Origin of the sequence: Bradyrhizobium sp. 17, from assembly GCF_023073515.1 — a bacterium.
GTDB lineage: Bacteria > Pseudomonadota > Alphaproteobacteria > Rhizobiales > Xanthobacteraceae > Bradyrhizobium > Bradyrhizobium canariense_D.
Map to the genome: position 1 here is coordinate 216,322 of NZ_JADPJQ010000067.1, position 22,175 is coordinate 238,496.

Here is a 22,175-nt window from a genome sequence, read left to right on the forward strand (position 1 = left end):
TCACTCCGCCGCTTCGACCTTGGCCTCGATTTTGGCCTCGGCCGGCTCGAGCGCCGCGGCGATGGCTTCGTCGACGCGCTCCAGCCAGATGAATTCGAGGTTGTCCCGCGCGCTCTGCGGGATATCGTCGTAATCTCGCTTGTTGCGCGCTGGCAGCATCACCCGCTTCAGGCCCGCGGCCGCGGCTGCCACCACCTTCTCCTTGATGCCACCGACCGGCAGCACCAGGCCGCGCAGCGAGATCTCGCCGGTCATGGCGGTGTCGCTGCGCACCGTGCGATTGGTGAGCAGGGACGTCAGCGCCGTGAACATCGCAACGCCCGCGCTCGGTCCGTCCTTCGGGGTCGCGCCTGCCGGCACGTGAACGTGGATGTCGCTCTTTTCGAACAGCTGCGGATCGATGCCGAGCTGCGTGGCCTTGCTCTTCACCAGCGTCATCGCAGCCTGCACGCTCTCGCGCATGACCTCGCCGAGCTGGCCGGTCAGGATCATGCCGCCGCGGCCTGATACCCGCGAGGCCTCGATGAACAGGATGTCGCCGCCGACCGGCGTCCAGGCCAGGCCAGTGGCCACGCCTGGAATGCTGGTGCGCTGCGCGATCTCGCCTTCGAAGCGCGGCTGGCCGAGCACAGTGCCGATGTCCTTTGGCGTCACGACGATCTTGGCAGCCGTGCCCTCGGCGACCTGCACGGCAGCATGGCGGAACAGCTTTCCGATCTCCCGCTCGAGGTTACGCACGCCGGCTTCGCGGGTGTAGCCCTTGACCACCAGCTTCAGCGCCTCCGGCTCGATCTCGGCCTGCTCGGCGGTCAAGCCGTTGGCCTCGAGCTGCCGGCGCACCAGATAGCGCTTGGCGATCTCCAGCTTCTCATCCTCGGTGTAGCCGGCGAGGCTGATCAGCTCCATGCGGTCCAGCAACGGACCCGGGATCTGGTCCAGCATATTGGCGGTCGCGATGAACACCACGCGCGACAGGTCGAAGGGCACGCCCAGGTAATTGTCCCGGAACGTCCCGTTCTGCTCGGGGTCGAGCACCTCCAGCATCGCGGCGGAAGGATCGCCCTGCACGCCGCGGCCCATCTTGTCGATCTCGTCCAGCATCATGACGCAGTTCCGGGCGCCGGCCTTCTTGATGCCCTGGATGATGTTGCCAGGCAGCGCGCCGATATAGGTGCGCCGGTGGCCGCGGATCTCGGCCTCGTCATGCACGCCGCCGAGGCTGACGCGCACGAAGGGACGGTCCATCGCGCGTGCGATGGACTGGCCGAGCGAGGTCTTGCCGACGCCGGGCGGTCCGACGAAGCACAGGATCGGCGCCTTGCCCTGCGGCGCCAGCTTGCGCACCGCCAGATATTCGATGATCCGGCTCTTGATCTTCTCCAGGCCAAAGTGATCGGCGTCGAGGATGCGGCGCGCTTCCTTGATGTCGATCGGCTTCTCCGCGGGCAGTGCCCACGGCAGCTCGATCAGCCAGTCCAGGTAAGTGCGGACCATGCCGGCCTCGCCGGCGGCCTCCGGCATGCGCTCGTAGCGGCGCAGCTCCTTCTTCGCATGTGCATCGGCCTCGGGCGGCATGTTGGCCTTGGCGATGGCAGCGGTCAGCTCGGCCACCTCGGCCGCCTTGCCGTCGCCTTCGCCGAGCTGGCGCTGAATGGTCGCCATCTGCTCGCGCAGGATCGCTTCGCGCTGGCGCTCGTCGAAGCTGGCGCGGGTCTGCTGGCCGATCTCGTTGCTGATGCGCAGCACCTCCAGCCGTTCGGCCAGATGCTTCGACACCTTCTCGACACGCAGAGCGAGGTCGATGGTCTCCAGCACCTCCTGCTTGTCCTGCGGCTTGATGTCCATGAACGAGGTCGCCAGGTCCGCCAGCGCGCCGGGCGCCGTGGTGCCCTGGAACATCGCGACCAGTTCGGGCGGCGCCTGCGGCAGCAGCTCGATCGCCTCGATGGCCTGGCGCTGCAGGTTCAGCCCGCGGGCCTCGATCTCGGGCGTGCTGGTGGTCGGCTCCGGAATCTGCTGGATCCGCGCGGCCGGGAACGGCGTCCCCGGCAGGAAGTCGAGGATGCGCGCGCGCTGCACGCCCTGGCAGACGATGTGATGGGTGCCGTCGGGCGCGGTGATGTAGCGCACGATGTTGGCGATGGTCGCGACCCGATAGAGGTCGTCCGGTCCGGGCTCCTCGGTCTCGGGGCTGCGTTGCAGGACGATGCCGACCGGTCGCTGCTCGCGCAGCGCCTGTTGCGCGGCGGCGACCGACTTCGGCCGCGCGATCGCGATCGGCGCGATGGCGCCGGGGAACAGCACCATTTCGCGCACGGGAATGATGATCAGCGCGTCTTCGGGAATCTTCACGTCGGAATTGCTCTGGGGATTGGTCGGTGCGGTATTCATTGGTTCGGTGGTCATGATCGACCTCAGGATTTGGCGAGGCGCAGCGCGACGCAGCCGTCCATCACGAAGCGGCTGATGGCGTAACGGCCAACGGGCAATGCAATGCGGCGCTCAAAACGCCCCTGCGGCAGTTCGAGCCGGTGGATGCGGGCGTTGCGAAGCTCTGGCGGAAGGGTGCGCTGGCCGGAGATGACGAGCACGCCGTCATGGATGACAGTCTCGACATTGTCGGGATTGACGCCGGGAAGCGCGACCAGGATCAGGAGCTCATGCTCGGTTTCGAGCACGTCGATCGGCGGCTCCCAGCAGGCTTCCTGCCGGCCGAACTGCTGGCGCAGCCGTTCGGCGCGGGTCAGCGAGTCCAAGGCTTCGGACAGCATCCAGTCGAGGGGATTTTTGGGTTGCATGATGCGGGCTCGGCGGGTGAGGAACGCTGAATATGGGGCCGGTTCCCGAGAATTCCAGCCCGGCTGCGCGCAGGTGCCATGCGGATCGTGCGATCCGAAAACAAGCGCCGCGGCCTTCCGGGCCGCGGCGTTCCGTCGTCACCCTATGTGTGCCTCAGGCCGCCTGGCGGTATTCCTCTTCCGCCTCGAGGTTGATCACGGAGGTGGCGAGCTCGGTCAGGGCGTGATCGGTCGCCTCTTCCTCGTCCAGCGTCGCCTGCAGCAGCTTTGCCGCGTCCTGCATGCCGAGCTCCTCGGCCCAGGTGCGCAGCGTGCCGTAGCGGGAGATTTCGTAGTGCTCGACCGCCTGCGCGGCTGCGAGCAGGCCGGCGTCGAGCGCAGGCGCGTTCTTGAACTCCTTCATGATCTCGGCACCTTCGTCGGTGATGCCGTTGATCGCTTCGCAAGGCTTGCCGCGGGCCGGCTTGCCCAGCATCTTAAAGATCTGGTCCAGACGTTTGACCTGGCCCTGGGTCTCGCGCAGATGCTTGTTGAAAGCCGCCGCGAGCTCCTTCGAGTTGGCAGCCTTGGCCATCTTGGGCAGGGTCTTGATGATCTTGTTCTCGGCGAAATAGATGTCCTTGAGCGTCTCCAGGAATAGGTCGCTCAACATCTTCGGCGCCTGACGGGCGCGGCCCGTCGACGATTTCTTGCTTGTGCGCTTCTTTGCTCGTTTTGCCATACATCCTCCTCTTGAGGTGACGCGCGAAGGCATCGCCTTCCGCAATCCTCAGGCGATCAAAAGCTTTCGGAGAACGAAAGTTCCAAACTGCAGCCTGCGCTCAGGTCGGGCGCTTGTAGGGATCTTCCTGCCGCTGCCGCGCCTCGGTGTTGCGGTCGAGCTGCGCGCGCTCGCGGCGCCGCAGGCGCCCCGCCTTCGCCACGCCGTAGACGAGGACCGCACCGAGCACGAAGGCACCGATGAACCAGAGCCAGAGCAGGTTGCCCGAAAGGTGACCCAGCAACATTCCAATTCCACTGTCACTCATTGTGCATCTCCGGTGATTTTCAAAGCGGTTCTATCGGGCTAAGTCAGTCCGCCAGCCATCGTTCCTGCGTCCAGGGAGCCCACCGAGACATGATCGACTTCACCCTGTCCGCGTTCGTGACGCTGCTGCTCGTGGTCGATCCGGTGGGCCTTGCGCCGGCCTTCCTCGCTGCGACCGGAGGCATGCCCGACAAGACCATGCGCACCATCGCGCTGCGTGCGCCGCTGATTGCGGCGTCGATCCTGGTGGTGATCGCCCTGATCGGAAACTGGCTGCTGCGCCAGCTCGGGATCGGCATCCCCGCCTTCCAGATCGCCGGCGGGCTGCTGCTGTTCGGCGTGTCCTACCAGATGATCTTCGGCGACCGTCCGCATCGCGAGGCCCGCGAGGCCGATAAGGCAACCTCGGAGCATGCCTCCGACGTCGCGGTATTCCCGCTGGCGATCCCGATGATGGCCGGTCCCGGCGCGATCGCGACCACGCTGCTCCTGACCGGCGATGCCGGCTACGGACCGAGGCTCGCGATCATCATCGCGGTCGTGCTCGCCGTGTGCCTGCTCTGCATGCTCTGCTTTGTCTCCGCGAACATGATCGCGCGGAGCCTCGGGCGCACCGGCAACGCCGTCCTCTCGCGCGTGCTCGGCATGCTGCTCGCGGCCTATTCGGTGCAGTTCGTGATCAACGGCATCGCTGCGGTCCGGGCAAGCTTGCCGTAGAGCTGCGACAATCTGTTAATGCGTTGATTTTCATGTTTATTCCATGATGCCATGAGGCGGCTGGCGGGATCGCGCGCGATCCGGTCCGCTTTCTCTTGCGCTGCCATATTGCTTGACGTACTCCCCGTCTGACAGGCGCCCATCGTCAGGAAATCGAGATGTCGATGACAGCGGACGAGCTCGACAAGAGACAGGCCATCATCGGCGCCTGCCGCCGCATGAATGCGCTCGGCATCAACCAGGGCACCTCGGGCAATATCAGCGTCCGGCATGTGGACGGGCTTCTGGTCACCCCGACCAGCGTGCCCTACGACGCCATGACGCCGGACCAGATCGTGTTCATGACGATGGACGGCTCGCACGCGCCCGATCAGAAGCCGTCCAGCGAGTGGCGCTTCCACCTCGACATCCTGAAGGCCCGGCCAGACGTCGACGCCGTCGTCCACGCCCATCCGACCTATTGCACCATCCTGGCGATCATGGGCCTGGAGATCCCGCCCGTGCACTACATGATCGCGGCCGCCGGCGGCGACAGCATCCGCTGCGCGCCCTATGCCACCTTCGGAACGGCGGAGCTGTCCGAACATGCCGTGCGGGCGCTGGAGGGCCGACTTGCCTGCCTGCTCGACCATCACGGCATGATCGCGATCGGCAAGTCGCTGGACAAGGCGATGTGGCTCGCGGTCGAGGTCGAGACGCTGGCGCGGCAATATCACGGCTGTCTCCAGATCGGAGAGCCGCCGCTGCTGTCGAGCGCCGAGATCGAGCGGGTCCGCCAGCGCATGTCCGGTTACGGCATGTCGGAAGGGTAGGGCGGACAGAACGTGTTCCTGCGGATCAGACATCTCGCCGACCGCAAGGGGACGAACCGCATCATGGTTCGGCTGCGGGCGCTGCTACGCAGCAACGAATTCTATCTGATCCCGCTGGCGCTGGTGATCGGCACGCTCGCCGGCGCCATCGTGACGCTGATGGCCGAGATTGCGCAGATTGCCCACATGGTGATCTACGGCATTCCCATCGACGTCCGCCTGTCCGCCAATACCAGCGTCAGTCCGTGGGCCGCGCTGATCGCGCCCGCGCTGGGCGGGTTGGTGCTTGGGATCATGGAGTGGTGGCGGCGACGGCTCAAGCTCTCCAGCGCGGTCGATCCGATCGAGGCGAACGCACTGCGCGGCGGCAATCTGTCGATGCGCGACAGCGTGGTGGTGTCCAGCCAGACGCTGATCTCGAACGGCTGCGGCGCCTCCGTCGGCCTCGAGGCCGGCTATACCCAGATCGGCTCGGGTATCGCCTCGTTGCTCGGCAAGTTCTTCAATCTGCGCCGCAACGATCTGCGCCTGATCGTCGGCTGCGGTGCCGCTGCGGCGATCGCGGCGGCCTTCGGTGCACCGATCACGGGCGCCTTCTACGCCTGCGAGCTGATCGTCGGCGTCTACTCGGTCGGCAGCGCGGCGCCGATCCTCGCCGCCTCGCTCGCGGGCGCCCTGACCGCGCAATGGCTCGGCGGCGCGCCATACTCGCTCGAAATACCCAAGGTCAGCGCCGTCGGCGTCGAGCAATATCTCGCGCTGATCGGTCTCGCGCTCGTCACCAGCGGTGTCGGCATCGCCGTGATGCGCTCGTCCTCGATGTTCGAGCGCCTGTTCAAATGGCTGCCGGTCTGGTTGCGCCCGGTGATCGGCGGCCTCATCGTCGGCGGTTTTGCGATCGTCACGCCGCAGGTGCTGGCGGCCGGCCACGGCGCAATGGTGCTCGATCTCTTTCACGACATGACGATCGGCCTGATCGCGCTGATCATCGCCTTGAAGGTGACGGCCTGCCTGATCTCGCTCGCCTCCGGTTTCCGCGGCGGCCTGTTCTTTGCCTCGCTGTTCGTGGGCAGCCTGATCGGAAAGTTCTTCTCCGCGGTGCTGCTCTTGATCAGCCCGAACTTCGTGATCGATCCGCTGGTCGCGATGCTGACGGGCATGGCGACGCTGGGCGTCGCCATCGTCGGCGGTCCCTTGACCATGTCGTTCCTCGTGCTCGAGATGACCCGCAACGTCGACGTTACCGCCGTGGTGCTCGCCGGCTGCATCGTCACCTCGATCTGCGTCCGCTTCATGTTCGGGCACTCCTTCTCGACCTGGCGCCTGCATCTGCGCGGCGAGACCATCCGCAGCGCCAACGACGTCGGCTGGCTGCGCAACCTCACCGTCGAGCGGCTGATGCGCTCAGATGTTGGCAAGGTGCCGTCGACCACGACGATCGCCGCGGTCCGCCGCGAATTCGCGCTGGGCTCGCGGCCCGGGATCGTCATCGTCAACAATGCGGACGAATATGTCGGCCTTGTCCTGCTGCCCGACCTGTTCTCGGGCGACCTCGACACCATCGCCGACGAAATCCAGGTGATCGAGCTCGCGCGCCTGACCGAGATCGTGCTGATCCCGGAAATGAACGTGAAGTCGGCGATGGCGGTGTTCGACGAGGCGGAGGCCGAGATGCTGGCGGTGGTCGATTCCACCGACAGCCGCAAGGTGGTCGGCTTCCTTACCGAGACCTTCGCCCGCCGCCGCTATGTCGAGGAGATCGACAAGGCGACGCGCGGCGTACTCGGCGCGCTGTCGTAAGGTCACGCGGAAGCGGGACGGCGTGCGTCATGCGCCGCCGTCCGCGCCTGCTATCGGCCTGGCTGCAAGGGAGCAGCGACGACGCTAGCCACGATCCGGCGGACCAGTGGCAGCACCATCAGCAGCGTCGGAAAGGCGACGAGCCATGACAGCGCCCAGGCGCCCGGCCAGGTCGCGAGGAACGCCGGCGTTGCGCCGAGGCTTCGAAGGGTGGAAATGACCGACACCACGGCTGTCATGAGGATGGACAGCACAAATGGCATCACGATCGACGCATAGCGCGCCGGCAGTTTGCGAACCGCAATCATCTGGTTTCTCTTGGAATAAGACGCGTCAGTCACGGTGAACCCAAGAATGGCATCGATCCCGACGGCGTCGGTTGATGCGTTGGTTCACGTAAAACGCTTACGGCGACCGAAAGACGGTGCGCCTGTTCATTATCCGCTCATGTTGGATGGTTCAAGCTGGATCTGGACGTTCGATCTACAATCGTTCAACGCGTGGCAGATTGCCGCGATCACGAAACCATTTCAGTGGTTTGGACGTTTAGTCTTGTTTGATTATGTCGCTTCGAGCGAGAACAGGAAGGTCAAGATGAATAAAGGACCGATGATTTCCGCAGCCGGCCGCAGCGTTGGGCTGGCAGCTTTCGCAAGTCTTGTTCTGATGACGGCCCCGATCACCCCTTCGGCTGCCAACTCGCCCGCGCCCACCAAAGCCGCTGCCGCGGGCTCGGTCGCTCCGGCTGCCACCGATTTCAGCGCGGCTCGCCGCCACCACTATTATCGGCGAGGTCCGAACGCTGCAGGCCTCGCTTTCATGGGCGTGGCGGCAGGTCTGATCGGCGGCGCGATCGCAGAGAGCAGGCGCCAGGAGTACTACGAGGACCGCTATAATTACGGTCCCGGTCCTTACTACGGCGGCCAGAGATATTACGGCGGCGGTCCCTACTATGGTCCGCGTGGCTATTATCAGCCGTATTAGGCGCCTGTCCTCGCCGCAGTCTCGTTCTCGCCAATGGGCGGTGTTTTGCACCGCCCCTTGTTGCTTCTGCGCGAGGCGTCTCATTGCGCGACCTGTGTCGCGGGCGCGTCAATCCCCTCCAGAAAAAAAGATTCCGCTTTACCGAAATTCGGAATTGGCGTATGTGTCGCCCATCCCGGCTCATCCTTGAGGGGCGATCTTGTGGTCGTCATGTTCGCGAGCCGGGCTTGCGGTGGACGCGGCAGCGTTCGGGTGCGAGAGGCCAAGGGCAGGGCGGATTGCTCTCCGTGAGCCCAAGGCTGCGTTCCGACGAGCGGCGCTGCTAGGCTTCGTCTCGTCTGTAAGTTTCCGGCTCCGTCGACAGGGCTGGAAAAACTGCGGCGAAATGGCGAGCCGTGCGTACGGCAAAACCGTGTGGTCCTGGCCGTCGTTGCTACGGTCAAGCCCTGGCGAATGCGGCATCCGCGTCAACCGGCGCGGTGCCGGTGACTTTCGTTGGGGCGAGGGAGGCCAAAGAGAACTCGGCTCCCGAGAGAGCACGGCATAAGCCGTTCAACCATCGCGCAGGGAAGGCCGAGTGATTGGCTACACCTGTATGCTGCTGTGCGGTTTTCCTGCGTGTGCTTTTCGCGCAGCGGACCGCGGGTGCCAGCCGGCACCCGGCCTTCCCTGCGCCCTCTTGGACAAGAGGGTGGAGCGATCAAGCAAAGCTCGGGCGAAATCAGCCGCGAGAACGCGAAGCTGTGTCTGCAAGTAAAAATGCGAGCTGGAAGAGTGGCGCTGCCGCCTCATACTCCGTCATTGCGATCGCAGCGAGCGATCCAGAAATGCATCCGTGGAAAATGTCTGGATTGCTTCGCCGCAAGAGCTCCTCGCAATGACGACGTGGAGGCAGTTTCGCTGATCGCGCTAGGCTTCCGGCATCACCGTCCCGCTGGTGCAGACATCGCGCCGTTGGAATAGCGGGACCAGTCGGGCCCGGTCGGCTGCGACGGCCAGAGCGCGGCGTTGGAGTCGCGCACCGACTGGGTGATGGGATGGGGCTGCGCCTTGCGGACATGACGGCGGTCGTTCGCCGCGGCAGTCTGGATGGTGGCGGCGGCAATCAGCGTCGCGCCGAGAATGATGAAAGTCTTTTGCATTGTTTCTTTCTCCCGTGACGACGCCCGGCTGTGAGATGTGTGTTTTGTGTGTCGCCGTCGCGGCTGACAAGGCGACGCGCCCGGCCGATATCACCGCTCGCGACATCACATTGGGGCGAGCCAATTTTCTAGCCTCGGCTAAATATTCGGCAATCGCGACCGGTGGCACCGGTGGACTTGCCTGCTCCAATCCGGTTCAATGGGCCAAATCTGGTTTTCAGGCGACAATGATGTCGAAATATCTGCTGGTCCTTCTGCTGATCGCCTCGCCGGCCGTGGCGCAGGTCAAGCTGACCCCAAAAACATCGGCGGCGCATCCGGACCCCTGCGCGCCGATCGGGCGGACGGCGGACGGCAAGCTGGTCTACTCCATGAAATGCGAGAATTTGCCTGTGCCGCCTCCGTCGCCGCAGGCGGAACTGAGGGAGGCGCCGCAGCCCGCCGCCGAGCCGGAGCCCGAGACGCGGCGGAGTGGCGTTTTCGGCTGGTCCTACGACCGCAGGTAACGGGCCGCGCCCCTTGCGCGAAGCCCGACGGAGTGCTCTTTGCCTGAAAATTCCCCGTGGGGCCACCGCCCCCGATCCAGAGAGATGAGATGACCAAACTCGTTATCCGCGCCGGCGACTTCACCTTCGATGCTCGTTTCGAGGAGCAAGCGGCCCCGAAGACTGTCGCCGCGTTCCGCAAGGCGCTGCCGTTCGAAAGCCACATCATCCACGTGCGCTGGAGCGGCGAGGGGGTGTGGATGCCGCTCGGCGACTTGGACTTCGGTGTCGGTTACGAGAACCATACCAGTTATCCCGCGCCCGGCCAGATCATCCTCTATCCCGGCGGCATCAGCGAGACCGAGATCCTGATGGCCTATGGCGGCGTGCACTTCGCGAGCAAGATGGGCCAACTCGCCGGCAACCATTTCATCACGCTGACCTCTGGCCTGCAGAATCTGGCGACGCTCGGCAAGAGCGTGCTGTGGAAGGGCGCGCTGCCGATCCGCTTCGAGGAAGTCTGAGTGACTGGTGCCCGCTACCCGCGCGATCTCCGCGGTTACGGCCGCAACCCGCCGCACCCGCAATGGCCCGGCAACGCGCGGGTCGCGGTGCAGTTCGTCGTCAATTTCGAGGAGGGCGGCGAAAACAACATCCTACATGGCGACCCGGCCTCGGAAGCGTTTCTGTCCGACGTGCTCGGCGCACAGCCTTGGCCCGGCCAGCGCCACGCCAATATCGAATCGATGTTCGAGTATGGCTCGCGCGCCGGCTTCTGGCGGCTCTGGCGGATGTTCAGCGAGCGGAAGTGGCCGACTACCGTGTTCGGCGTCGCCACAGCGCTGAAGCGCAATCCGGAAATCGTAGCTGCCATGAAGGAAGCGGGCTGGGACATCGCCAGCCACAGCCTGAAGTGGATCGAGCACAAGGACATGACCGAGGCGCAGGAGCGCGCGGAGATCGCGGAAGCGATCCGCGTCCACACTGCGGCGACCGGCTCGCGGCCGCTCGGCTGGTACACCGGACGCTCCTCGATCAACACCAACCGTCTGTTGATGGAGGAGGGCGGCTTCCTCTATCTCTGCGATTCCTACGCCGACGATCTGCCCTATTGGGTCAAGGGCGCCAGCGGCAAGCAGCTCATCATTCCCTATACGCTTGACGCCAACGACATGCGCTTCATCAATCCGCAAGGCTTTGCCGAAGGCGAGCAGTTCTTCACCTATCTGAAGGATGCTTTCGACGTGCTCTATGCCGAAGGCGAGAGCGCGCCGAAGATGATGTCGGTCGGCCTGCATTGTCGTCTCGCCGGCCGCCCCGGCCGCGCGGCGGGGCTGATCCGCTTCCTCGACTATATCGGCAAGCACGAGCGCGTCTGGGTGCCGACACGGTTGCAGATCGCCCAGCATTGGCACGACAAGCATGCGGGCCTTGCCGACGATGCTTTCGAGATCGGATAGGGCAGCAATGTCACAGATCGCCTTGTCTGATCTCAATGCCGCGAGCTTCGATGATTTCGTGGCCGTACTTGAAAACGTGGTCGAGTACTCGCCTTGGATTGCCCAAGAAGCGGCGGCGCGCCGTCCGTTTGCCGGCATCAATTCACTGCTCGACGCGATCAAGGCGGCGATCGCTAGCGCTGAGCCCGAGGTGCAGCTGGCGTTGATACGCGCGCATCCCGACCTCGCGAACAAGACCCAGCGCGCAGCGGGACTCACGCCTGACTCGACTGCCGAGCAGAGCAGCGCTGGTCTAGACCGTCTGTCGGACACCGAATATGCGGCCTTCGAGCGGGCGAACAATGCGTATCGCGAAAAATTCGGTATCCCCTATATCGTCTGTGCGCGCCGGCACACCAAGGACTCCATTCTGCGTGACTTCGAGTCGCGACTGCAGAACATTGCCAAGACCGAGACACGCCGCGCGCTCGAGGAAATCTCCCGCATCGCTGCGCTGCGGCTGGACCAGCTCGTCAGTGCTGACGACAAGCTGAAAGTGCACGGCCGGCTCTCGACCCATGTGCTGGACAACCACGCCGGCAAGCCCGCATCGGGCATTCCGGTCGAGCTGGTCGAGCTCGCGAACCTCGGCGAGAGCCGCGTGATTGCGCGCGCGGTGACCAACGCGGACGGCCGCACCGACCAGCCGCTGATTGGCGGCCGCCCGCTGCCGATCGGCCGCTACGAGCTCCGGTTTAGCGTCGCCAAATATTACGCCGAGCGCAACGTGCAGCTCACCGACCCGCCGTTCCTCGACGAGATCCCGCTACGCTTTGCGATCAGCGAGCCGGAAAGCCACTATCACGTGCCGTTGCTCGTCACGCCGTGGAGCTATTCGACCTATCGCGGCAGTTAATTGCCGAACTTCTCGTGCAGCGCCGGAAACAGCCGGTCCGGCTTGTAGGGCGGCGCCGTGAAGCGGATGCCGGTGGCATCGGCAATCGCGTTGCCGAGCGCGGCGGCGACCGGATTGTACGGACTCTCGCTCATCGACTTCGCCCCCAGCGGGCCGATCGTGTCGGAGGTCTCGGCGAAGAAGACCTCGGTGCGGGGGACATCGGCGAAAGAGGGCAGGTGATAGTCGCGAAATTTGGGGTTGGCGACGCGGCCGTCCGCGTCGATCACCATCTCCTCGTAGAGCGCGGCACCGAGCGCCTGCGCGACACCGCCTTCGACCTGGCCGCGGCATTGCATGGGATTGGCGACGACGCCGGCGTCCGCCGCATGCACGCTCCTGAGAATCCGGAGCTCGCCGGTGCCCTTGTTCACGGCGACGCGAAAGCCCTGCACGTTGAAGCCGACCGAACGCGGCGTCCCGCCGGAATTGCCGGCGCCTGCCAACGGCTGTCCGCGCTCGCGCGCGAGCTTTGCCAGCTCGACAAAGGACATGCGCCGCACGCCACTGACGACGGCCTCGCTCTCGAGCGTGCAGCTGCCGACTTCGCAGAGCCATGCGCCGGCGGCGGCCGCCTTCAGCTCGGTTGCGAGCTGCACGGCTGCCGCATGCGTCGCCTTCCCGGCGACGAACATGCCGGCGCTGCCATAGGCGCCGGTGTCGTGGCCGCCATGGGCGGTGTCGGACTGGCGCAGGCGGATCCGGTCGACGGTGGTCGCAAGCGTGGTCGCCGCGATCTGCCGGTGCACGGTGCTGGTGCCGTTGCCGAATTCGGCGGTGCCGACGGTGAGGTCGAAGCTGGCGTCGTCGTTGAGGGTGACCATCGCGTCCGCGAGATGGCCCGCCGGGGGCACCGTGTCGATCATGGTCAGCGCGACGCCGTCGCCGATCAGCCACTCCGGCGACAGGTCCGGCTGCGGGCCATCGGCCTGCATCGCGCGCTCGACGAGGTCGAGGCACTGGTCGAGCCCGTAGGAGCCGTAGAACACGTCGTGAAATTCCGACGGCGGTGGGGACACCATGGGATCGCCGGGCTTGACGACGTTGCGCCGGCGCATCTCGTAAGGGCTGATGCCGAGTTGCTTGGCCAGTTCGTCGATCGCGGCCTCGACCGCGATCAGTGTTTGCGGCAAGCCGTAACCACGAAACGCGCCTGCCGGCACTGTATTGGTGTAGACCGCGTGGCCGTCGACCCGCTTGTTCCGGCAATTGTAGACGCTGATGGATTCCGCCAGCGAGTGGAACATCACCGGGCCGGCGTGATTGCCGAAGGCGCCGGTGTTGGAGAGCACGTCGAGCTGGAGCGCGGTGAGCTTGCCGTCCGCGTCGGCACCGGCCTTGACGTGGACCCGCATCGGGTGCCGCGTCGAGGTTGCGACGAACTGCTCCTCCCGGGTGAGCTCCAGCTTCACCGGCCGTCCGGTCTTGAGCGCGGCGAGCGCCAGAATGTCCTCGACGAACATCTCCTGCTTGCCTCCAAAGCCGCCGCCGACGCGCTCGCAGAAGACGCGAACCTTGTCCATGGGAAGCTCGAAGATATCAGACAGCGCGCGCCGGGTCAGGAACGGCACCTGCGTCGAGGTGCGAACGTTGAGCACGCCGGAAGCATCGAGCCAGGCGAGGCCGCCATGGGTTTCCAGCGCGGCATGCTGCACACGGTGACTATGGAAGGTGCCCTCGAAGGTGACGGCAGATGTCGCGAGCGCAGCCGCCACGTCGCCGAATTCGCCATGCGTCTCCGCGGCAAGGTTGCGCTGGGCGTCGGCGACGCGGTTCGCGGTGGTGCGGTCGGGATGAATGATGGGTGCGCCGGGCGCCATTGCTATTTCAGGGTCGATCAGCGCGGGGAGGACCTCGTAGTCGACCTTCAACCGGCGGCAAGCGTCCTCGGCGGCGGCTTCGCTGTCTGCGACGACGGCGGCAACCTTCTGGCCGATGAAGCGGACGATTTCGTCGAGAACACGAGTGTCCTCGGGATCCATCCAGTCCTTCTCATGCCGCGCGGTCGAGAGCAGGATCGTAGGCGCATCCTCATGCGTCAGCACCGCCTGCACGCCGGGAACGCCCAGCGCGTCCGACTTGTCGATCGCGACGATCTTCGCGTGGGCGTGGGGCGAACGGAGCAGCTTGATATGCAGCAGGCCGTCGATCTGCGTGTCGAACGTGTAGCGCGCCTTGCCGCGCACGACATCGGGGCCAGCTGGCGCCGGCAGGCTGCGGCCGAATGCGGCGCCGGCCTCGACGCTCTCCTCGATGTTGGTCTTGCCTAGCAACGCGTCCTCGATGGCGCGATAGCCGGTGCAGCGGCAGACATTGCCCTTCAGCGCGACGCCGAGATCGGTGCGCTGCGCCTGGTTCAGCGAGGCGCAGGTCAGGATCATGCCGGCGGTGCAGAAGCCGCATTGAAAGCCCTGCGCATCGAGGAAAGCCTGCTGCATCGGGTGCGCGCCGCCGTCTCCGTCCAGACCTTCGATCGTGGTGACGGCGCGACCTTCGGCGCGGAAGGCCGGGATCAGACAGCTATGCACCGGTTCGCCGTCCAGCAGCACGGTGCAGGCGCCGCAATCGCCGGCGTCGCAGCCCTTCTTCACGCCGAAATGGCCGAGCTCGCGCAGGAACGTGCGCAGGCACTGGCCGGCGCGTGGCTCCTGCGGAAACGTCGTGCCATTGACCTCGAAGCTCATGACGACGGTGCTCCGAGGAGTTCGTCGCGAATCTCTTCGGCAAGCCGCAATGTCATGTGCTTGCGCCAGAGCGGCTTGCCGTGGATGTCGGTGTGGTACAGATCGTCCGTAATCTGCTGCGCGATGGCGTCGCGAAGCGCTTTCGTGTCGGGGGCCTCGCGAAAGGACAACCGGATCGGCCGCACCGTCGATGCGGTGACCGTGAGCGTCAGCGTGCCATCGGCATCCAGACTGCCGATCAGGAGCGCCGCCGAGCGGCCGACCGGCGCCAGCGAGATCTGGCGGAAGGCCGTACGACGCTTCAGCGCGGCGATCGGAATATCGATCTGCCGGAGCAGATCCCCCGGCGCCAGAAGGTTACGCTGGTTGCCGGTGACGAAGTCGATGACGGGCATCATCTGTTCGCCGCCGCCGGCCTTCCAGATGGTGCAGACGCCCTCCAGCGCCGCGGTGAGCGAGATCATCGGTCCCGCCGGCAGCGACATGCAGAGATTGCCGCCGACCGTCGCCGTCTTCCATATCTTGAACGAAGCAAGGAAGGCGCGGCAGCACTGGTTGATCAGCGGTGCCGCGAACCAGTCGGGTGGGCAGGCGAATCCATCGAGCTGCGCAACGGTGCAGGTGGCCGCGATGCTGAAATGGCTCTCGGTGACCGTCAGCGCCGGCCATTTGAGGTCGGTGAGATCAATGAGCCGAGTCAGGTGAACTTGCGGTTCCGAGAACAGCCAGGTGCCGCCCGCGAGCCATGCATCACCTGGCGTCCAAACGGGCAGCTGCGCGCGCGTTTGCGGATGGGCAACCGCTGTGATGGTATTCAAGTCCATGGCGACGCCAACGCTTCCAACGAGTGAATCGAGCCAAGGGAAAGTCTTGCAAGACGAGCGCCAAGTCGCAACAACAAGTCGCAGCAAAAGCGCAATCAGGCCGGCACCTGCCTTGCAGGCGTGTCGTGAGCGGATGTGAGGAGGAGCAGATTCATGAGCGACGCAAAGCCGATCTGGATCAGGGATCCCCTGGCCGTCCTCGCCGATGGCGCCGAGCGCGGCGTCGTGGTGCAGGACGGCCGGATCGTCGAGCTGGTGCCGGCCGGCGGCGCGCCCGCAACCGTTGACGTCGCGGTGTTCGATGCTGGCGACCACGTCGTGCTGCCGGGCCTCATCAACACCCATCACCATTTCTACCAGACGCTGACGCGGGCGCTTCCCGCGGCGATGGACCGCGAGTTGTTTCCCTGGCTCCAGGCGCTCTATCCGGCGTGGGCGAAGCTGACGCCTGATGCGCTCGAGCTCGCTGTCACGGTGGCGATGGCCGAACTGCTGCTGTCGGGCTGCACCACGACGACGGATCATCACTACGTCTTCCCGGCGGGGCTCGAGGAGTCCGTCGACATCGAGGTCGAGGTCGCAAAGCGGCTCGGCGTGCGCGTGCTGCTCACGCGCGGCTCGATGAACCTGTCGCAGCGCGACGGCGGTCTGCCGCCCGATAGCGTCGTACAGGATGAGGACACCATCCTCGCGGACAGCGCGCGCGTTGTGGCGAAATATCATCAGCGCGGTGCTGATGCGATGGTGCAGATCGCGCTGGCGCCGTGCTCGCCGTTCTCGGTGACAACGTCCCTGATGCGCGCCACCGCCGATCTCGCCGACAAGCTCGACGTACGTCTGCACACCCATCTCGCCGAGACCGAGGACGAGAACAAATTCTGCCAGGAGATGTTTGGCTGCCGTCCGCTCGACTATCTCGAACAATGTGGCTGGCTCAATGCACGGACGTGGCTCGCCCATGGCATCTTCTTCAATGCAGACGAGATGAAGCGGCTAGGCAGGGCGAAGACGACGATCAGTCATTGCGCCTGCAGCAACCAACTCCTGGCCTCCGGCTGCTGTCCCGTCTGCGAGATGGAGGAGGCTGGTGTCGGCATCGGCATCGGCGTCGATGGCTCGGCCTCGAACGACGGATCGAACCTGATGCAGGAGGTGCGGGCCGCGTTCCTGCTGCAACGGGCGCGCTACGGGGTGACGAAGGTCAGTCACAGGGATGCGCTGCGCTGGGCCACCAAGGGCTCGGCGGCCTGCGTCGGCCGGCCGGAACTTGGCGAGATCGCCATCGGCAAGGCGGCCGATCTCGCGCTGTTCAGGCTCGACGAGCTCCGCTTCTCCGGCCATGGCGATCCCCTGGCTGCACTGGTGCTGTGTGGGGCGCATCGGGCCGACAGGGTGATGGTGGCGGGAAAATGGGCCGTGATCGACGGCGCGATCCCCGGCCTTGATGTGGCAGACCTCATCCACCGCCACAGTTCGGCGGCGCGGGCCATGCAGGCCGGACAATAATCAGGCGAAAATAGAAAGAGGGGGCGACCACAAGTGCCGGGTGCTTCTGGCCACCCCCTCCGAACCTCCTCCGGGAGGAGCAGGTGATTTAGGCGATGCAAGAAGCGTGCTACTTGCCCGGCAGCTTGTCGTCGATGCCTTTGACATAGAAATTCATGCCGAGGATCTGGCCGTCGTCGAGATTGGCGCCGCCCTTGCACTCGACCTCCTTGCCGTCCTGCCCAAGGACCGGGCACTTGAACGGATGCAGCTTGCCCGCGGTGATCGCCGCCTGGGCATCCTCGGCGATCTTCTTCACGTCGTCAGGCATGTTGGTGTAGGGCGCCATCGCGAACATGTGGCTGTCGAGGCCGCCCCATGTGTCCTCGGATTTCCAGGTTCCGTCGAGCTCGGCCTTGACCCGGGCGATGTAGTAGGGACCCCAGGTGTCGAGGATCGAGGTCAGCTGGGTCTTCGGCCCGAACTTGATCATCTCGGAATCCTGGCCGAAGGCGAGCTTGCCGCGTTCGCTGGCGATCTGCATTGCCGCCGGCGAATCCGTGTGCTGCATGATGATGTCGGCGCCCTGGTCGATCAGCGCCTTGGCGGCGTCGGCTTCCTTGCCTGGGTCGAACCAGGTGTTGGCCCAGATGATCTTGACCTTGATGTTCGGGTTGATGGTCTGCGCGGCGAGGATCGTCGCGTTGATGCCGGAGACGACCTCGGGAATCGGGAACGAGCCGATATAGCCGAGCACGCCGGACTTCGACATCTTGGCCGCGATCAGGCCCTGGATGTAGCGGCCCTGGTACCATTTGGCCGAATAGGTCGACATGTTCGGGTTGCGCTTGTATCCGGTCGCGTGCTCGAAATGCACGTTCGGGTATTTCTTCGCGACCTTCAGCGTCGGATCCATGTAGCCGAACGAGGTGGTGAAGATCAGCTTGTTGCCGGCGCGGACGAGCTGCTCGATCGAGCGTTCGGCGTCGGGGCCCTCAGGCACGTTTTCGAGAAAGGTGGTCTCGATCTTGTCGCCGAGCTCCTTCACCAGCGCCTGGCGTGCCAGCTCATGCTGATAGGTCCAGCCGAGGTCACCGACCGGGCCGAGATAGATAAATCCGACTTTCAGCTTGTCGGCGGCGGAGGCTGCACCGACGCTCCCGGCAAGCAAGAGCCCGGCGGCCAGCGCAAGAAGTGATTTCCTCATCATCAATCTCCAAACATCAGGGGAAAGCCATGATCCGCAACGTGCGCGCCCCATCGCGCACGGTGCGGAAATGAAACGCTAGCGGTCAGGCACGAACACGGTGCCAAGCGCAGCCGGTGCGGTCGATCCACCCGTGCGCGCGCGGGAGAGCAGGACCAGGACGATGACAGTCGCAAGGTAAGGCAGCGCCGACATCAGCTGCGAGGGAATGCCGACGCCCCAGCCCTGCGCGTGCAGTTGCAGGATCGTCACCGCGCCGAACAGATACGCGCCGACCACGAGGCGGCCCGGCCGCCAGGACGAGAACACCACCAGCGCCAGCGCGATCCAGCCGCGGCCTGCGGTCATGCCCGGAATGAAGAAGGGCGTATAGGCGAGCGGCAGATAAGCGCCGGCAAGTCCTGCGCAGGCGCCGCCGAACATCACCGCTAAGGTGCGGATGCGCAGCACGGGATAGCCGAGCGCATGCGCAGACACGTGGTTGTCGCCGCAGGCGCGCAGGATCAATCCCGGCCGCGTACGGTACAGGAACCACCAGACGCCGATGACCAGCGCCAGCGAGAAATAGACGAAGGCGTCCTCGCCGAACAACACGCGGCCAACCAGCGGAATATCCGTGAGACCGGGAATGTTGAGATGCAGCGCCGGCGTGATGCGCTCGCCGACGAAGCCAGCGCCGATCAGGCCGGAGAGTCCGACACCCAGGATGGTCAGCGCCAGCCCTGTCGCAACCTGGTTGACCGCAAGCCCGAGCGCCATCAGTGCGAAGACCAGTGATATCAACGTGCCGGCGACGATGCCGAACAGTGCGCCGATAAAGATCGAGCCGGTCAACCACGCACCTGCAAAGCCACATGCGGCGCCGACGATCATCATGCCCTCGACGCCGAGATTGAGCACACCGGAGCGCTCGGTCACGAGCTCGCCGGTCGCCGCGATCAGGAGCGGCGTCGAGGCGGCGAGCACCGCGAGGATGATGGCTTCAATGAGTTCCACGAGCCACCTGTCGGTTCGGGAAAACCAGCTTGAAGCGGTAGAGGATGAGGGAATCGCAGGCGAGCACGTAGAACAGCAGGATGCCCTGAAAAACCTTTGTCACGTCCAACGGGATCTTCATCGCGATCTGCGCCTGCTCGCCGCCGATAAAGGTCAACGCGAGAAAAAGGCCTGCAATTAATATTCCAAGGGGGTTCAACCGGCCGAGAAAGGCGACGATGATCGCCGTAAAACCGTAACCCGGCGAGATGCCGGGCTGGAGATGCCCGACCGGACCCGCGACCTCGATGATGCCGGCGAGGCCCGCCAGCGCGCCGGAGACGGCGAAGGTCAGGATGATCAATTGGTTGGAATTGAAGCCGCCGAACCGCGCGGCGCGTGGCGCGGCGCCCACCACACGGATCTCGAAGCCCTTGATGGTGCGTCCCAGCAGGATTGCGGCTGCCGCGACGACGAGCAGGGCGATGATCGAGCCCAGATGCAGCCGGCCGCCTTCGATCAGCAGCGGCACCGTTGCGACCGGGTCGAACTCGGCGGTGGTCGGAAAGTTGAAACCGTGCGGATCGCGCCAGGGGCCGCGCACGAGATAGTCGAGGAAGAGATCGGCGACATACACCAGCATCAGGCTGGTCAGGATTTCGCTGGCGCCGAACTTCACCTTGCAGATTGCCGGGATCAGTGCGTAGAGCGCGCCTGCGGCGGCGGCGAGCACGAGCATGACCGGCAGCACCCAGACACCGGCGTCGGTGCCCTGCGTCTTCACCGCAATCCAGCTTCCGGCGACTGCACCGATCAGGAACTGCCCTTCGGCGCCGATGTTCCAGGCATTGGCGAGATAGCAGAGCGACAGCCCGATCGCGATCATCACCAGCGGTGTCGCCTTCACCGCGATTTCCTGGAGCGAATAGCTGTCGGTCAAAGGCGCGACGAAATATGCGTGCAGCGCGAGCAGCGGATTCTTGCCGAGGATCGCGAACAGGATGACCATGGTCACGATCGTGAGGCCGATCGCGATCAGCGGCGAGATCAGCGCGATCGTGTTGGAGCGTTCGGCGCGCTTCTCAAGCACCAACTGCATGCGCGGCCTCCTTCGGCTCCAGCGTGCTGCCGCCCATCAACAGGCCTAGTTTTTCGCGCGTCGCCTCGCTGGTGGCGAGCGGTGCGGACAGATGGCCATGGAACATCACGGCGATGCGGTCGGCGATTTCCGCGAGCTCGTCGAGGTCCTGGCTGGTGACGAGCACGGCGGCGCCTGCGGTTGCGAGATCAAGCAGCGCCTGTCGGATGACGGCGGCAGCGCCAGCGTCGACGCCCCAGGTCGGCTGGCTCACCACCAGCACCGCGGGATTGCGCAGGATCTCGCGTCCCACGATGAATTTCTGCAGATTGCCGCCGGAGAGGGATGCTGCTTCCGGATCGCGCTTGGCCTTGCGGACGTCGAAGGTCTCGGTTGCGCGGTCAACCGTCTTCAGCGTGGCGGCAGTATCGATGAAGCCGTGATGGACCATGCCGCTGGCGGCGTGCCCGGTGAGAAGCGCATTCTCGGAAAGCTTCATGCGCGGCGCGGTGCCGTGGCCGAGCCGCTCCTCGGGAACGAATGCCGCGCCGAGCTTGCGGCGCTGCGTGATCGAGAGATGGCCGGCAGCAAGGCCTTCGATGACGATCGTGCCGGGATCCCTCGACAGGCGTTCGCCGGACAGCGCGGCGAAAAGTTCGTCCTGGCCGTTGCCGGCGACCCCGGCGATGCCGAGGATCTCGCCGCCTTTCAGCTCGAACGAGATGTGCTCGAGCCGCACGCCATGCGCTTCGCCGGGGGCGAGCGAGAGGTCGTTGACGACGAGACGCGGCACCGTGGTCTGCCGGCCGGCGGCCGCCTTCACCTCCTTGATCTCACCGCCGACCATCATGCGCGCCAGCGAAGCGGCGGTCTCAAGCCTGGGATTGCAGGTCTCCACCTTCTTGCCGCCGCGCAGGATCGTTGCCGTGTCGCACAGGCGCTTCACCTCCTCGAGCTTGTGGCTGATGTAGAGGATGGCGCGACCTTCGGCCTTGAGCCGCTCCAGCACGACGAAGAGCTGGTCGGCTTCCTGTGGCGTCAGCACCGCGGTGGGCTCGTCAAGGATCAGGAATTGCGGATCCTGCATCAGCGCGCGGACGATCTCGATGCGCTGGCGCTCGCCGACCGACAATTGCCAGACCTCGCGTTTGGGGTCGAGCGGCAGACCATAAGTCTTCGACACCTGCTCAAGCCGCGCCGACATGTCCTTGAAGGATTCTCTTCCGTCGAGGCCGAGCGCGACGTTCTCGGCGACGGTGAGATTGTCGAACAACGAGAAATGCTGGAACACCATGCCGATGCCGCGGCTGCGCGCTTCCGAGGGACCGGACAGCACGATCGGCTGGCCCTGCCAGAAAATCTGGCCAGCGCTGGGCTGGATCAGCCCGTAGATCGCCTTGACCAGCGTCGACTTGCCGGCGCCGTTCTCGCCCAGCAGCGCGTGGATTTCCGTTGGCCAGATATCGATGTCGATGGCATCGTTGGCGAGGAAATCGCCATAGCGCTTGGTGAGCCCGACCGTCCTGAGGAGCGGGGACTCGCCAGAATGCAGGCTCTTAGCCGTGGGATCCAACATTCGCTGATGCGCTTGCATGGGGTGAAGTGCCTCAATACTGGGCTAGTTTGAACCGCCGCGTAAGGTGTGAAAAAGCGTCATCCCTTGCTCAACGCTTCGGCAGGCAGGAGGTGTCGGCGAGTCTCGGCTCTCGCCGGCGGCGATCGTCCTCAGACACCTTCCGAGCAGCCTTTGCAGTCCCGGCTTG

21 protein-coding genes are annotated in these 22,175 nt (G+C 65.0%); 9 read left to right on the forward strand and 12 right to left on the reverse strand.

All coding sequences use genetic code 11. The features are described from left to right. From lon to IVB13_RS13165, 4 genes are all read right to left on the reverse strand, one after another. Complete coding sequence (lon, locus tag IVB13_RS13150) at positions 1 to 2,406, reverse strand: endopeptidase La (RefSeq protein WP_247335373.1); 2,406 nt, start codon at positions 2,404 to 2,406, stop codon at positions 1 to 3. 8 nt (positions 2,407 to 2,414) lie between these two features. Further along, complete coding sequence (locus IVB13_RS13155) at positions 2,415 to 2,798, reverse strand: Hsp20/alpha crystallin family protein (protein WP_007601432.1); 384 nt, start codon at positions 2,796 to 2,798, stop codon at positions 2,415 to 2,417. A 154-nt stretch (positions 2,799 to 2,952) separates the two neighbouring features. Then, complete coding sequence (locus IVB13_RS13160; RefSeq protein WP_085384836.1) at positions 2,953 to 3,519, reverse strand: ferritin-like domain-containing protein; 567 nt, start codon at positions 3,517 to 3,519, stop codon at positions 2,953 to 2,955. A 100-nt stretch (positions 3,520 to 3,619) separates the two neighbouring features. Next, complete coding sequence (locus IVB13_RS13165; RefSeq protein WP_007601434.1) at positions 3,620 to 3,826, reverse strand: hypothetical protein; 207 nt, start codon at positions 3,824 to 3,826, stop codon at positions 3,620 to 3,622. 89 nt (positions 3,827 to 3,915) lie between these two features. On the opposite strand from IVB13_RS13165, the gene IVB13_RS13170 reads away from it, so the two are divergent. The 3 genes from IVB13_RS13170 to IVB13_RS13180 all read left to right on the forward strand — a co-directional run bounded on the left by IVB13_RS13170 (position 3,916) and on the right by IVB13_RS13180 (position 7,154). Beyond that, positions 3,916 to 4,542 carry a MarC family protein gene (locus tag IVB13_RS13170; RefSeq protein WP_247335370.1) on the forward strand — a complete coding sequence of 209 codons (627 nt, stop codon included), beginning with the start codon at positions 3,916 to 3,918 and terminating at the stop codon, positions 4,540 to 4,542. 158 nt (positions 4,543 to 4,700) lie between these two features. Continuing rightward, positions 4,701 to 5,354, forward strand: coding sequence for a class II aldolase/adducin family protein (locus IVB13_RS13175; RefSeq protein WP_198957640.1), 654 nt, complete (start codon positions 4,701 to 4,703; stop codon positions 5,352 to 5,354). A gap of 12 nt (positions 5,355 to 5,366) precedes the next feature. Then, the gene (locus IVB13_RS13180) at positions 5,367 to 7,154 is read left to right on the forward strand and encodes a chloride channel protein (protein WP_085361046.1); all 1,788 of its coding nucleotides are present in this window, start codon (positions 5,367 to 5,369) and stop codon (positions 7,152 to 7,154) included. A 50-nt stretch (positions 7,155 to 7,204) separates the two neighbouring features. On the opposite strand, the gene IVB13_RS13185 is transcribed toward IVB13_RS13180, so the two are convergent. After that, a complete protein-coding gene (locus IVB13_RS13185) occupies positions 7,205 to 7,462 on the reverse strand; it encodes a DUF2798 domain-containing protein (protein ID WP_085350586.1) in 258 nt (85 codons plus the stop codon). Positions 7,463 to 7,748: 286 nt separating this feature from the next. Here IVB13_RS13185 and IVB13_RS13190 point away from each other — a divergent pair, with 286 nt between their 5' ends. Next, positions 7,749 to 8,138 carry a hypothetical protein gene (locus IVB13_RS13190; RefSeq protein ID WP_247335410.1) on the forward strand — a complete coding sequence of 130 codons (390 nt, stop codon included), beginning with the start codon at positions 7,749 to 7,751 and terminating at the stop codon, positions 8,136 to 8,138. A gap of 923 nt (positions 8,139 to 9,061) precedes the next feature. Here IVB13_RS13190 and IVB13_RS13195 read toward each other — a convergent pair. After that, positions 9,062 to 9,280, reverse strand: a complete 219-nt coding sequence (locus tag IVB13_RS13195) for a hypothetical protein (protein ID WP_007612884.1) — start codon at positions 9,278 to 9,280, stop codon at positions 9,062 to 9,064. A 227-nt stretch (positions 9,281 to 9,507) separates the two neighbouring features. Here IVB13_RS13195 and IVB13_RS13200 point away from each other — a divergent pair, with 227 nt between their 5' ends. The 4 genes from IVB13_RS13200 (at position 9,508) to uraD (ending at position 12,120) form a co-directional block, all read left to right on the forward strand. Next, positions 9,508 to 9,786, forward strand: coding sequence for a hypothetical protein (locus IVB13_RS13200; RefSeq protein WP_018456703.1), 279 nt, complete (start codon positions 9,508 to 9,510; stop codon positions 9,784 to 9,786). Positions 9,787 to 9,875: 89 nt separating this feature from the next. Next, entirely contained in the window at positions 9,876 to 10,289 is a 414-nt protein-coding gene (locus tag IVB13_RS13205) for a DUF3830 family protein (protein WP_018456702.1), read from the forward strand. Next, positions 10,290 to 11,225 (forward strand): allantoinase PuuE, encoded by a 936-nt coding sequence (gene puuE / locus IVB13_RS13210; protein ID WP_018456701.1) that lies wholly within the window; start codon positions 10,290 to 10,292, stop codon positions 11,223 to 11,225. Between the two features lie 7 nt (positions 11,226 to 11,232). Then, a complete protein-coding gene (gene uraD, locus IVB13_RS13215) occupies positions 11,233 to 12,120 on the forward strand; it encodes a 2-oxo-4-hydroxy-4-carboxy-5-ureidoimidazoline decarboxylase (RefSeq protein WP_018456700.1) in 888 nt (295 codons plus the stop codon). Here the strand turns inward: uraD and IVB13_RS13220 are convergent. Together IVB13_RS13220 and IVB13_RS13225 are read right to left on the reverse strand one after the other, a co-directional pair. Continuing rightward, positions 12,117 to 14,843 (reverse strand): molybdopterin cofactor-binding domain-containing protein, encoded by a 2,727-nt coding sequence (locus IVB13_RS13220; RefSeq protein WP_247489089.1) that lies wholly within the window; start codon positions 14,841 to 14,843, stop codon positions 12,117 to 12,119. The two genes, uraD and IVB13_RS13220, sit on opposite strands and share 4 nt — an antisense overlap. After that, on the reverse strand, positions 14,840 to 15,667 hold the full coding sequence (locus IVB13_RS13225) for an FAD binding domain-containing protein (protein ID WP_018456698.1): 828 nt from the start codon (positions 15,665 to 15,667) through the stop codon (positions 14,840 to 14,842). The genes IVB13_RS13220 and IVB13_RS13225 overlap by 4 nt, the downstream gene beginning before the upstream one ends. A gap of 153 nt (positions 15,668 to 15,820) precedes the next feature. Here IVB13_RS13225 and IVB13_RS13230 point away from each other — a divergent pair, with 153 nt between their 5' ends. Then, the gene (locus IVB13_RS13230; RefSeq protein ID WP_247489092.1) at positions 15,821 to 17,173 is read left to right on the forward strand and encodes an 8-oxoguanine deaminase; all 1,353 of its coding nucleotides are present in this window, start codon (positions 15,821 to 15,823) and stop codon (positions 17,171 to 17,173) included. 109 nt (positions 17,174 to 17,282) lie between these two features. On the opposite strand, the gene IVB13_RS13235 is transcribed toward IVB13_RS13230, so the two are convergent. The 4 genes from IVB13_RS13235 to IVB13_RS13250 all read right to left on the reverse strand — a co-directional run bounded on the left by IVB13_RS13235 (position 17,283) and on the right by IVB13_RS13250 (position 21,988). Then, positions 17,283 to 18,359, reverse strand: a complete 1,077-nt coding sequence (locus tag IVB13_RS13235) for a BMP family ABC transporter substrate-binding protein (RefSeq protein ID WP_026233223.1) — start codon at positions 18,357 to 18,359, stop codon at positions 17,283 to 17,285. 78 nt (positions 18,360 to 18,437) lie between these two features. After that, on the reverse strand, positions 18,438 to 19,355 hold the full coding sequence (locus IVB13_RS13240; RefSeq protein WP_247297941.1) for an ABC transporter permease: 918 nt from the start codon (positions 19,353 to 19,355) through the stop codon (positions 18,438 to 18,440). After that, positions 19,342 to 20,433 carry an ABC transporter permease gene (locus IVB13_RS13245; protein WP_247338200.1) on the reverse strand — a complete coding sequence of 364 codons (1,092 nt, stop codon included), beginning with the start codon at positions 20,431 to 20,433 and terminating at the stop codon, positions 19,342 to 19,344. Before IVB13_RS13245 ends, IVB13_RS13240 begins: the two co-directional genes overlap by 14 nt. Continuing rightward, positions 20,417 to 21,988 carry an ABC transporter ATP-binding protein gene (locus tag IVB13_RS13250; RefSeq protein ID WP_247383997.1) on the reverse strand — a complete coding sequence of 524 codons (1,572 nt, stop codon included), beginning with the start codon at positions 21,986 to 21,988 and terminating at the stop codon, positions 20,417 to 20,419. Before IVB13_RS13250 ends, IVB13_RS13245 begins: the two co-directional genes overlap by 17 nt. Positions 21,989 to 22,175: the final 187 nt, after the last annotated feature.